This window comes from Chryseobacterium sp. DT-167 (assembly GCF_058310155.1).
In genome coordinates, this window is record NZ_JBZEEQ010000001.1 from 206450 (window position 1) to 220081 (window position 13632).

At 33.9% G+C, this 13632-nt stretch carries 9 protein-coding genes; all 9 read left to right on the forward strand.

Annotated features, from left to right (window positions below):
- Positions 1 to 107 precede the first annotated feature (107 nt).
- Positions 108 to 758, forward strand: coding sequence for a protein-L-isoaspartate(D-aspartate) O-methyltransferase (locus AC4FQ5_RS00945; protein ID WP_491140623.1), 651 nt, complete (start codon positions 108 to 110; stop codon positions 756 to 758).
- 148 nt (positions 759 to 906) lie between these two features.
- Positions 907 to 1299 carry a DUF1801 domain-containing protein gene (locus AC4FQ5_RS00950; protein WP_491140624.1) on the forward strand — a complete coding sequence of 131 codons (393 nt, stop codon included), beginning with the start codon at positions 907 to 909 and terminating at the stop codon, positions 1297 to 1299.
- A 94-nt stretch (positions 1300 to 1393) separates the two neighbouring features.
- Positions 1394 to 1663, forward strand: a complete 270-nt coding sequence (locus AC4FQ5_RS00955; RefSeq protein WP_491140625.1) for a prevent-host-death protein — start codon at positions 1394 to 1396, stop codon at positions 1661 to 1663.
- A gap of 69 nt (positions 1664 to 1732) precedes the next feature.
- A complete protein-coding gene (locus AC4FQ5_RS00960; protein ID WP_491140626.1) occupies positions 1733 to 2707 on the forward strand; it encodes a 2-hydroxyacid dehydrogenase in 975 nt (324 codons plus the stop codon).
- A 54-nt stretch (positions 2708 to 2761) separates the two neighbouring features.
- Positions 2762 to 3061, forward strand: coding sequence for a hypothetical protein (locus AC4FQ5_RS00965; protein WP_491140627.1), 300 nt, complete (start codon positions 2762 to 2764; stop codon positions 3059 to 3061).
- Positions 3062 to 3246: 185 nt separating this feature from the next.
- A complete protein-coding gene (locus tag AC4FQ5_RS00970; protein ID WP_491140628.1) occupies positions 3247 to 7446 on the forward strand; it encodes an FIDD domain-containing protein in 4200 nt (1399 codons plus the stop codon).
- A gap of 335 nt (positions 7447 to 7781) precedes the next feature.
- Entirely contained in the window at positions 7782 to 8219 is a 438-nt protein-coding gene (locus AC4FQ5_RS00975) for a hypothetical protein (RefSeq protein ID WP_491140629.1), read from the forward strand.
- Positions 8219 to 10204 (forward strand): urocanate hydratase, encoded by a 1986-nt coding sequence (gene hutU / locus AC4FQ5_RS00980; protein WP_491140630.1) that lies wholly within the window; start codon positions 8219 to 8221, stop codon positions 10202 to 10204. Before AC4FQ5_RS00975 ends, hutU begins: the two co-directional genes overlap by 1 nt.
- 45 nt (positions 10205 to 10249) lie before the next feature.
- Positions 10250 to 13531, forward strand: a complete 3282-nt coding sequence (locus AC4FQ5_RS00985; protein ID WP_491140631.1) for a leucine-rich repeat protein — start codon at positions 10250 to 10252, stop codon at positions 13529 to 13531.
- The last annotated feature ends 101 nt before the right edge of the window (positions 13532 to 13632 follow it).

Below are 13632 nucleotides of genomic sequence, written 5' to 3' on the forward strand. Positions count from 1 at the left end.
TTTTAGGTATTAGGAAACAGATGATAGGTTTTAGGTTGACAAGTACTGATTGTTTTGCTATTTTTGTGGAAACTCTTATACAATTACCTAATAACTACTGAATAATAATGCAGGATTCATTCGTACACAAAGGAAAAAGAAAGATTTTGGTTGAATATCTCCGTCAGAAGATCGGAATTTCAGATGAGAACGTACTTTCGGCGATGAATGAAGTTCCTAGGCATCTTTTTATCGAAAGTATTTTCGAAGATTTTGCCTATGAAGACCGTGCGTTCCCGATTTTATCACATCAGACGATTTCGCATCCTTCAACGGTTGCCGAGCAGTCAGAATTGCTGCAGGTAAAAGCTGGTGAAAAAATTCTTGAGATAGGAACCGGTTGTGGTTATCAGACTGCTGTTTTATTAGCGATGAAAGGACTGGTTTATACAGTTGAAAGACAAAAGGAGCTGTTTGATTTTTCGAAGAAAAAATTCAGAGAACTTCATTTACATCCTAAGTTCCAAAGTTTTGGAGATGGTTTTGCCGGATTACCGACTTTTGCACCTTTTGATAAGATCATTGTGACTTGTGGTGCTGCAGTTTTACCAACGGAATTATTAAAGCAACTCAAAGTCGGTGGAAAAATGGTGATTCCTTTGGGTCAGACAGACGAGCAGGTTTTGTACAGATTTACGAAAACTTCACCTACGGAATTTGAAAAAGAAGAATTCGGAGCTTATAAATTTGTTCCGATGTTGAATGATACCAATCAATAATTTTAGTTTGATTTTTTTTTAGAAATATTCTTTGTCATTTCGTAGGAATCTCAGCAGAGTTTTTATAATTTAATTTTCACAAAATGAGCTTGGATTCCTGCGGAATGACAAAAACCTAAACAAATTCTTTTAAATTAAATCTAAAAACATGAATCTCAAAATTCAAAATTATAACAGTTTACAGGCTGAATCTGATCAGGAAATCTGCTCAAAATTATCTGAATTAATTGATGAAAATTTAAACAGTTCGGAGTCAAAAATCTGGCACGGTCATCCGGTTTGGTTTTTGGAAGGAAATCCGATTGTGGGTTACAGCAAACAGAAAAAAGGAATCCGATTAATGTTCTGGAGCGGGAAATCTTTTAATGAAGAAAAACTGAATGCAGAAGGTGAGAAATTTCAGGATGCGTCAATATTTTTTAATGATAAAAATGAAATTGATGAAGATGATCTGAAACGTTGGCTGGAAAAATCTAAAGAAATCCAATGGGACTATAAAAATATTGTAAAAAGAAAAGGCGAATTGATCAGATTAAAATGATTTGCTTTCTAATGCATCACAAAAGTAAGATATAAATCATTTCGGAATAAAAATTGAATTGATTTTTAAACCTAATCACATAAATCTTATTATTATGGACACTAACAGATTCAAATCGTCTCACGATTTCAGTAACATCGAAAAAAATCTGCGCAATAACCCTGGTTACACTATAGAAAGTTTTTCTCAGCAGGCAAAAGACTACATCAATGATATGAGAAGCCAGAATCAGGAAGCTACAAAACAGGGGTTTTTGTCTCACGCTCAGAAAACAGCACATGAAGTTTGGGAGGAAATTCAGGAAATGGCTTCAGAAGGGTGGGATAAAAATAAAGATCATTCAGATTTAGAGAAAGAAAAATAATCTTAAGTACAAAACGAATCTCACTTTTAAAAGGAGTGAGGTTTTTTATTGAATAAAAATAAGTAAATAATGAAAGTATTCATCAACAAAAGAATTCCGGAAATAGGAATCAAAATGCTGGAAGATGCAGGGCTTGAAGTTGTGATTCCGGAAAGCAGCGATCTTTCGCAGGAAGAATGGCGGCAATACTGCAAAGACTCGGATGCTATTCTGAATGTAGGGCAAAATAAATATAACAGGGAATTTTTTGAAGAATTTCCTAATATAAAAGCAATTGCTTTGTATTCTGTTGGCTTTGATCATGTTGATATTAAAGAGGCTAACAGAAGGAATATTCCTGTCGGAAACACACCGGACGTTTTAAGCAGGGCAACTTCTGACATAGCATTTTTGCTGATGCAGTCGGTTGCGAGAAGAGCGGGTTATTATTTTGAAAAAGTAAAATCGGGTGACTGGGAAGATTTTGATCCGCTGCACGCTTTAGGTCAGGAATTATACGGAAAAACGTTAGGTATTTTTGGCTTGGGAAGAATAGGGTTTGAGATGGCTGAAAAATGTAAAAAAGCTTTTGATATGAATGTCATTTATCATAATCGAAGTCATAATGAAGAAGCTGAAAAAGAGCTTAATGCAAAATATGTTTCTTTTGAAGAATTGATCGCTCAGTCTGATGTTTTAAGTATTCATGCAAATTTCACAGAAAAACAAAAAGAACTTTTCAACAGTTCTGTTTTTGAAAAAATGAAACCGAATTCGATTTTCATTAATACGGCAAGAGGTGGTTTTCATCATCAGATTGACTTATACAATGCACTTCTGGAAAAGAAAATCTGGGGAGCAGGTCTGGATGTGACCAATCCTGAACCGATTTTACAGGATGATCCGATTTTGAGACTTTCAAATGTCTGTGTTTTGCCGCACATTGGTTCTGCTACTGTAGAAGCACGAAACGGAATGGCAAAACTGGCTGCTGAGAATATTATTGCTTTTTCAAAAGGTGAAAAAATGCCGCACTGTGCAAATCCGGAAGTTTATCACCAATAATCACAGGTTGGAATCATTTTTGTCTTATCAATATCAACACTAAAAAATAATATTATGATTCCACAAGACAATACTGAAGAGCAGGAAAGAAAATTGGAAGAGATGGATTACAATCCGGGTGAAGATATTTTCAATAAAGAAAAACATATTCCTTTAGATGGAGACGGAAACCCTATTATTAATCCTAATCATGTAAATGACGGAATGCCTTACGGACTTGATGTTCCGGGTGCAGAAGATGATGATAATTTTGAACAGATTATTGATCAGCTTCCGGATGAGGAAAATGAATTTTACGGCAGAAGTGACAATGAAGATGATCATGAGGAAGAAAATGATGATATTGTAAGCTGATCTGTTATTAATAAAATTAATTAAAACTGTCTCAATCGAGGCAGTTTTTTTATATGAATTAAATATTAATTATATATAAATAAATATTTATGATTTAATTTTTTGTAATTAAAAAGTATTATTTTTGATAACAATTTATTTGTAAATGATTATTGTTTAATAAAATATTAATTTTTTAATTTTTAATGAAAAAATATTTATCGGCTTTATTAATGTTTATCGGTGTTTTGATCTTTTCCCAAATTCCTCTTCAGGTGAAAATAAAAGATGCTGCAGGAAATGAGAATTTTCATGTAACCTGTACTAATGATCTCGATGCCAATGGATGTCTGCAGCTCCATACAGAATATCCGATTTTAAAACAAACTACTTCTTATGCGTTGACATCGGAAGTGTATAATCCATCAATACCTTTAAACCAAGGAACAGCTTTGAATGCAAATTTTGACGATCTTTTTGCTGTAAAGCTTGATCTTCCGTTTTCTTTCTGTTTTTTTAACCAGAATTATAATGCTTTGGTAGTCGGCTCAAACGGAATGGTTACTTTTGACCTCGGTCAGCTTGGAAATATAAATTATCCCAATGTATACTGGCAAAATCCGAATGCAAGCCTTCCGAAAAATTCAATTTTCGGAGTCTATCATGATATGGTTTTTGCGGCAGGAGATTCTTCTGAAATATATTATTCTACGATAGGAACTGCGCCGTACAGAAAATTTGTCATCAACTTTTATGACGGAAGAGTAGCGGGATGTACAGACCGTTCTTCATCGCAGATTGTGCTGCATGAAACAACAAATATTGTAGAAGTTTTTGTCGATAAAAAACTGACTCCATGTCCCACGAGAAAGTTTGAAAATGCTTTGATCGGAATAATAAATAATGACGGAACTTTAGGCTATTCTCCGGCTTCAAGAAATACCGGAAACTGGGAGGCGTTGCAGGAAGCGTATAAATTTACCCCAACAGGAAACACCATCCAGCCGGAAGTTATCTGGACTAATTCTGCAGGACAAACCGTTGGGAATGGTGTACAGACTACAATTTGTCCCACTCAAAATGATACATATACAGCGACCGTTAAATTCAATGTCTGTGGAAGCAGCTTTCTGACTTTTACGGATGATTTTATTCTCGATTTTGATGCAGGTTATCCGGTTTCGAAAAATTATACACAAAGCTTTTGCGGAAACGCTCCCGTAAATCTTAATCTGAATAGTTTTAAGCCCAACCTCACTTCTCAGAATCCTTCAAATTTCAATTTCAGTTTTCATTCTACCTTGCAGGATGCACAGTCTGGTCAGAATGCTTTATCAACAACTTACAGCCTTAGTTCTAATGCTGTTTTCTATGTAAGAATTCAGAATCCGAATGTTCCGGGTTGCTTTAGGGTGGCAGTTCTTACACTAAATTTTCTTACTAAGAATTTAGTTAAAAATACGATCGAAATTTGCGATACAAACAATGACGGAGTAGAAAACGGATATGATTTAATTCTTTTAAATAATCAGATTCTACCACCAGGAACTACCGGAATTTCCTATTATCTTACACAGACTAATGCACAGAATAATACAAACTCTGTTTTAACGGCAAATATTACTGCATCTACACAAATCTGGGTGAGAATTCAGGATCCGGATTGTGCATATGTTTTAGGGCCGGTTAATTTCCAGTTTAAACCTGGAGTAAATGCCAATCTAACGATCAATTATCCGTATACAATCTGTGACATTAATGCTGATAATACAGAGCCATTTGACTTTGCTTTAAATATCGGTTCTCTTATTTCTACACAATCCGGAGCGATATTTACCGTATATAATACGTACAATGAAGCTTATACGGGAATCGGAACTGTTTTGAATACGATAAAAAATGGGAATTATCAGGTTTTTGTAAGAGTAGAAATTCCGGGAGGATGTTTTGCTGTCGTTCAGGTCAATATGAATGTGACTTTTACGGAAATCAGAGTGAATGAAAAAAACGAATACATCTGTTTCAACGGGACTGAAGATGTGAGTTTTAATTTACAGACACTTTCTGCAAATATGCTTGTTCTGCCGACTACTGTTCCTGTAACTGATTTTTATGCTAATTACGCCGATGCAGAGCTTGAAACCAACCCTATCTCTCCCAATCAGACGATTACAACCAACGGGGATTTCGTTACTCAAACCTATTTCGTGCGTTTTGAGCAATCTAATACATGTTATACAATCAGACCGTTGAGTGTGCATCTGGTTCATCCTGTCGTTGTAACTTCCAGTTTCAGCACTTGTGATTTTAATAATGATAATACAGAAAATGTTTTGCTAAGCCCGTTTTCGGGAGCAATCATCGGAGGTCAGAATGCAACTGTTTTATTTTATCTGAATCAGGCAGATGCACAGTCGGGAAATAACCCTGTGACAAACGCGATGATTACGGGAACTACACAGGTTTTTGTAAAAATCAATTCTTACAACTGTACCCGGATTTATCCTGTAAATTTTAATCTCATTTCAACACCGGCAGTAAATTCTACAGTAAATGTTGTTCTAAACAATATTTGTGACAACAATAATGATGGTGTAGAGAATTATAACCTTACTCTTGCTCAGCCTCAGATTTACAACGGTTCTGCCAATGTGACTTTTACTTATTATAGCTCTTACAATCAAACAACTCATGTTTTTTCTGGGGAAATCACTAATCCTGCTCAATTTCCGGTGCAGGGAAGTGCTATGGTGTTTGTAAAAGTGAAATTTACTGGCAACGAATGCTTTTCTGCTGCCCAGCTAAATATACAGATGTCTTTTTTACCGGCAGTTGTTTTGTCTAATGCAGTCTTAAATACCTGTGATGAAGATTTTAATCTGAGCGAAACTTTCCAGCTGAATGATGCGGTTTCGCAATTATTTGTACAGACTCAGAATACGTATTTACTTTCTGATATGAATATTTCGTATTACCTCACCTCAGCTGATGCCAATGCAGGGAATACATCCAGCCAGATAGGAAATACATACACTGCGAATATTTCAAGTGTGCAGGTTTGGGCGAGATTTCAATCTAAAACTACGGGATGTTTTTCTGTAGCTCCCATTCAGCTGAATACCTATTTTCCTCCAAAAGCGATCAACTCAACCATTACGGTTTGTGATGAGAATTTAGATGGAAGTTATGAGGTCAATCTACTGAATTACACCAATCTGTATGTGGATATTTCAAATACGATGAATACGTTCAGTTTTTATCTTACACAGCAGGATGCCCAGAATGGGGCGAATGCCATTCAGAATCCGCAGAACTTTACAGCTCAGCCTTTTCCGGCTCAGATTTGGGTAAAGATTCAGAATATTCCAGGTTGTGATGATATTGCAAGTATTAGTTTTATATTTGGAAGTAAAGTTGTTCTTCAGGATCCAGGACCATTTCAGATCAATGTTTGTGATACAGGAAATGATGGAATCGAGAATGTTAATTTAACTCAGTTTCAGCAATATATCTATTCAGGAAGCAATGCTGCTTTTACCTATTATCCGTCTTTGGCAGATTTAAATGCAGGAACGAACGTGATAAATAATCCATCCAATTATTTATTTAATCAAAATACAGGTTCAAGTACAGTCTATGTTAAAATAAGTGTTCCTGGTTCTTGTCCGCAAATGGTTGTGATCAATCTTTCACTGAAACCTACTCCTTTCTTTGATATTCCTACATTATATTTTTGTCCGGATGGTAGTTTAAATTATACTGTAAAAGTAGAAGGATATCAGATTACAAATTATGTATGGACAAACCCTTCAGGACAGGTAATTTCAAATACAGATACCATAACGGGAGTTACAGCTGTTGGAACTTACAGTCTTACAGTCACAGCTGCGAACGGATGTACCTATACCGATACTTTTGAAGTGAAACATTATGACGTACCTGTCATTCAGCAATTGGTGGCAAATGGCAATACTTATACAGTTACGGCAACAGGTTCACAAACAATTTTGTATTCTATTGACGGGATTACATGGCAATCATCAAATGTTTTTTATAATTTACCTACTGGAATCACCACTTTTTATGTAAAATATGCTGAAGGAAAATGTATCGTAAAACAGGACGGTCTGGTTTTGGATATTAAAAATGCCATCACACCAAACGGCGATGGAATCAATGATAAATGGATTGTAAGTGACCTTCATGTTTTCGGAAGCAGAATGACTAATGTAAAAGTTTTTGACCGTTATCAGTATTTAATTTTTGAACAGAATACCAATACTCAGATTATCTGGGACGGAACGATTTCCGGGCGACCGATACCAACAGCTAGTTATTGGTATGTGATCACTGTTCCGGACGGAAGAGTTTTCACCGGATGGATTCTTGTGAAGAATAATAATTAAAATCTTCAATAATTGAACGATAAAACCTCATTGATTTTCAGTGAGGTTTTGTTGTATTAAAAAAAAAATCAGCCGGATCTTTCCACAACGCAATTCCCCTCTTCTGGAGGGGTGGTGAAAATTCAAAGAATTTTTGACGGGGTGGTTTTAGATCAGTATCAAACATTAGAATTTTGCCATCCATCACTCTCAAACCACCCCGTCTAAATTTTCCCTGAAAATTTATCCACCCCTCCAGAGGAGGGGAATTGTAGTACATTGTATATTTTCACACATTAGTTGCAGGAATTTTTTAATTTGAATATCTTTAAAACTTTGAAAATCGAAATTTCATTATGAAAAAAGTTCTTACAAAATATCTGTTTTTCGTATTTCTTCTGCCTATTTTAATATTCATTTTAGCTTATTTTTTTGGAACTAAAACAGAAGGTGAAATAAAAACTTGGGGAGTCAATAGAACTATTAATTTTGGAGGAATTGATATTGATGCTATTTTAAGCAATCCGATTTACACGATATCTTTTTTTTATTCATCATATGCAATATATCTTTTAGGCTATTTTATTGTTTTCCTAGCTCAAAGAAGTACAAACCTTTTTTACTCGCTAATAAATCTCATTCTATTTGGAACAAACTATTTTTTACTTGTCATTGATACGATAAGCAAAATCCTTATTCCACTTAGTGTAATTGGTATTATAATTTTCATTTTTAATATCTTTAAAACCACAAAAAAGCCAACAACGATCAACCAACAACAATCAACTATATAATGACTTTCCAGGAACAGATACAACAGGGAATTCCAACAGAATTACCTCAGCCAAAACCATACGAAGCCAATATCAATCACGCACCAAAACGTAAAGAAATTTTAACGGACGAAGAGAAAATATTAGCCTTAAAGAATGCTTTACGTTATTTCGATCCAAAATTTCATGCAGAATTATTGCCTGAGTTTAAAGAAGAATTAGAAAAATACGGTAGAATTTATATGTATCGTTTCCGTCCGGATTATGAGATGAAAGCAAGAGATATAGCTGAATATCCAGGAAAATCTGAACAGGCAAAAGCAATTATGCTGATGATCCAAAACAATCTGGATTATGCGGTGGCACAACATCCTCATGAATTGATTACTTACGGCGGAAATGGAGCCGTTTTCTCCAACTGGGCACAGTATCTTTTGACGATGAAATATCTGTCGGAAATGACAGACGAACAGACTTTAACCATGTATTCCGGTCATCCGATGGGATTGTTTCCTTCGCATAAAGATGCGCCGAGAGTGGTTGTTACCAACGGAATGGTGATTCCAAATTATTCTAAACCCGATGATTGGGAAAAATTCAATGCGTTGGGTGTTTCTCAGTACGGACAAATGACGGCGGGAAGTTACATGTACATCGGTCCGCAGGGAATTGTTCACGGAACAACGATTACCGTTCTGAATGCTTTCAGGAAAATAAATAAAGAACCAAAAGGCGGACTTTTCGTGACTTCAGGTTTGGGCGGAATGTCCGGAGCTCAGCCAAAAGCTGGAAATATTGCTGGTTGTGTTACCGTTTGTGCTGAGGTGAATCCAAAGATCACAAAAATCCGTCACGAACAGAAGTGGGTGAATGAAATCCATGAAAACCTGGATGAACTGGTAGAAAGAGTAAGAAAAGCTCAGGAAAACAAAGAAACGGTTTCATTGGCTTATCTTGGAAATATTGTTGAGGTTTGGGAAAAATTTGATCAGGAAAATTTAAGAATTGATATTGGCTCAGACCAGACTTCGCTTCACAATCCTTGGGCAGGAGGGTATTATCCGGTCGGACAAACTTTTGAGGAATCCAATACAATGATGGCTGAAAACCCTGAATTATTTAAAGAAAAAGTTCAGGAAACATTGAGAAGACACGCTGCAGCCATCAATAAACATACAGAAAAAGGAACGTATTTCTTCGATTACGGAAATGCCTTTTTACTCGAAGCTTCCAGAGCCGGAGCCGATGTCATGTCAGACCATCCAACGATTGGAAGAGAGTTCAAATACCCATCTTACGTTCAGGATATTATGGGACCGATGTGTTTTGATTACGGTTTCGGACCATTCCGTTGGGTTTGTACCAGCGGAAAACCGGAAGATTTACAGAAAACAGATGAAATTGCCTGTCAGGTTTTAGAAGAAATGATTAAAACGTCGCCGGAAGAAATCCAGCAACAGATGAAAGATAATATCCAGTGGATTAAAGGCGCGCAGGAGAATAATCTCGTGGTTGGCTCGCAAGCTAGAATTCTATACGCCGATGCAGAAGGAAGAATGAAAATCGCAGAAGCCTTCAACAAAGCCATTGCAAAAGGAGAGATCGGAGCGGTAGTTTTAGGGAGAGATCATCACGATGTTTCGGGAACAGATTCGCCGTACAGAGAGACTTCCAATATTTATGACGGTTCGAGATTTACGGCAGATATGGCGATTCACAATGTAATTGGTGACAGTTTCCGTGGGGCAACATGGGTTTCCATCCATAATGGTGGCGGAGTAGGATGGGGCGAAGTGATCAACGGTGGTTTCGGGATGTTGCTCGATGGAAGCGAAGATGCCGACCGAAGATTAAAATCAATGCTTTTCTGGGACGTGAACAACGGAATTTCCCGACGAAGCTGGGCAAGAAATGAAGGTGCTGTTTTTGCCATCAAAAGAGCCATGGAAGCGGAACCAAATTTGAAAGTAACGTTGCCGAATTTTGTGGATGAGAGTTTGTTTTAAAATTCAAATAAACTAATAATGTACTGAAAATTTAATAGTTAGAACATGGAAAAACCGTCAAAAATTATAGATTTAGAGAATGAGTATTCTCTTAATTTCATTGAAGTTTTTAAGGTAGAAGAATTATTTCAATATTCTAGAGGGAAAGAAATCGGTAAATATCTAGTAGAGCGTAAACAAATAATTGGGTTAGCAATCTATAGATTTGCTAAATTTAATTTTAATCTTTTAAAACCTTTTACTGAATTAGTATATCTGGATTTAGCATTTAATCAAATTGAAAAAATTGAAAAAATTGATTATCTTAAAAATCTAACTCGATTAGAATTAAATGATAATAATATTACAAAATTAGAATGCTTAGATGGCTTAGAAAATCTAAAAATATTAAAGTTAGATAATAATAAAATTTCTATCATCGAAAATTTGAATTTTCTTAAAAATCTTGAAAAATTAGAATTAAGCCATAACCAAATTTCAAGAATAAGGAATTTAGATAGTTTAGAAAATCTAAAAGAAATTAATTTATACCATAACAAAATTTCTGTTATAGAAAATTTGGAATTCCTTAAAAATCTTGAAAAATTAGAATTAAGCGAAAACCAAATCTCAAAAATAGAGAAATTGAATGCTTTAGAAAATCTAAAAGAAATTCTTTTAGACGGTAATGAAATTTCTGTCATAGAAAATTTGGAATTCCTTAAAAATCTTGAAAAATTAGAATTAAGCGGGAACCAAATTTCAAAAATAGAGAACTTAGATGCTTTAGAAAATCTAAAAGAAATTCTTTTAGGCAGTAACAAAATTTCTATTATAGAAAATTTGGATTTCCTTAGAAATCTTGAAAAATTAGAATTGAATCATAACCAAATTTCAAAAATAGAGAACTTAGATGCTTTAGAAAATCTAAAAGAAATTCTTTTAGGCAGTAACAAAATTTCTATTATAGAAAATTTGGATTTCCTTAGAAATCTTGAAAAATTAGAATTAAGCTATAACCAAATTTCAAAAATAGAAAGTCTAGAAAGTTTACTAGGACTTACATACTTAGACTTGAGTGGGAACAGCATACAAAAAATTGAGAATTTGACTTCGTTGGTTAATCTTGAAATTTTAGTTCTTGGAAATAATAAAATTACAAATATTGAACAAATAGCAAATTTGAAGCTAGTAAAGGAAATAATTTTAAACGACAACCAAATTTTTGATGTCCGATATCTTTTAGAAAATTTTGTTAACAATTTTCATTTTCATTTTCATTTTTTGAGATATCGTGTTTATCCATTTAATGGAGATGATAAAATAATACTTTTAGAAGGAAATCCTTTGGGAGAAGATTTAGAAGTTCGTCTGGAAATAGAAGATTTGGAAGAAAGAAGAAACTCCTTATTAGATTATTATGAAAATATAAAATTAGGTGCTGCTCCTTTTCGAGAAGCTAAACTTATGTTACTTGGAGAAGGTGGCGCCGGAAAAACCAATTTCTCTAATTATATTATGGGAATTCCTTTTGAGAAAGGAAAAAGTGCAACAACAGGAATTAAAATTGACCATTGGAAACCTATCATTAACGAAAATAATTACCGTATTAATATTTGGGATTTTGGTGGGCAATGGATTCAGCAACAAGTTCATCAATTTTTTCTAACTTCTGAATGTCTTTATGTGATTGTTCTAAATGCAAGAAATTTGGAAAAACCTTATAAATGGTTAGATTGGATTAAAAATTATGGCTCCAATTCCAAAACCATCATTGTTGTAAATCAAATGGAAGAAAATGCCAACAGGTATTTGGAGGAAAACAATCTGAAAGCTGAATATTCTTTCATCAAGAGTTTTCATTACATTTCGCTTTTAAAAACTTCAGAAAATGATGATAGAGAAAAGCTAAATATGAATGATTTGATGAAAGATATTGAAAACCAATTAATGTCACTCAAAAATATTCACGCTTTACATCCTATTAATTATCATAATTTAAAATCAGATTTAGAAGATAATTTCCTAGATAAAAATCATTCCTTACCATTTAAAGATTTTGAAGAAAGTTTAATAGATAAACATTCTATTAAAGGCAATTCGGAAATACTTTTGAAAGTACTTCAAACGATGGGCACTCTCAGATATTTTGAAAATCACGACAGATTAATTTTAAGTCCTGAATGGCTGAGTGATGGAGTTTATAAAATTATGATGTCCGATTTGGCAAATAGTAAATTCGGGGTTCTAGAAGAAATTGACATAGTGCAAATAATGAAGGAAAGTGTATCTCAATATGTTTACAAAACATCGGATATTTATTTTTTAAGACAGTTGATGCAAGATTTTGAACTGGCTTATATTGATGAAAATAAAAATTACTTTATTCCCGCTCAATTTAAAACCGATATTCCAAATGATTTTTACATTAAGGAACTCAAAGAAGAGGCACGCTTGGAATTTGTCTTTGAATTTGATACCTATTTTCCAGAAATTCTTATAAGTAAACTGATCGTTTTTTTCTTTGGAAAAGTAAAGGATGATGTCTATTGGAAAACGGGAATATATCTTGAAGACAATGATGCAGATATAGAAAGATCGGTTTCAGCACTCGTCCAATCCTTAGAAAAAGAAAGGAGGATACGAATATTCATGTTTGGAGATGATGTAAGAAATTTCTTTAAGGAAATCCGCAACAAAATACTAGACTATCTGAAAAATACAAATTACACATATATAGAGTTCATAATTCCTGAAAATTTGGATACTAAAGTTAATTATAGGGAACTTATAACTTTATATAAAAAAGGAATTCCAAATAAACAGATTATATATAGGGATGATGTGATAAATTTGGAAGTAGCAAAAATGTTAGGCATGATAAATAATGATAAGGAGTTGGAAGTGCTCAAAAAAGAAAATGAAAAATTGAAGAAGAGAGAAAAATCGTCAGCAACAAACACTTACATCATCAATGGGAATGATGCTATAATACAAACTGGAAACGAAAGTAAACAGGTTAATAATAAGAACACATATAATTTTCAATTAGAATCAGCAAAACAAGAAATTGAGTCTTTTATTGATGAATTAAATGATTTAAAAAACAAAAACCAATATCAAGATAATATTAATGGAATTTTCATTGAACTTTTACAGGAACTATCAGAATTAAATATTAACGATTTAAGTTCTGAACCAGAAAAAGCTAAAACATTTCTTGAAAAATTATATGATAATGGCAAAAGACTAAATGATTGGAAGAATATTACAATACTTCCTTATGAGATATTAGATAAAGGATCTAAAATCATAGAAAGTGTAAAACCTCTCTCCAATATATTTTAGGTTATTATCGTAGATTTACCCAATTCATCTATTGCAATTAATATAAACCCTGTTTTATAGCTTCAGTATGACTTTAGGAAACCTTAGGAGAACTTCTTTGG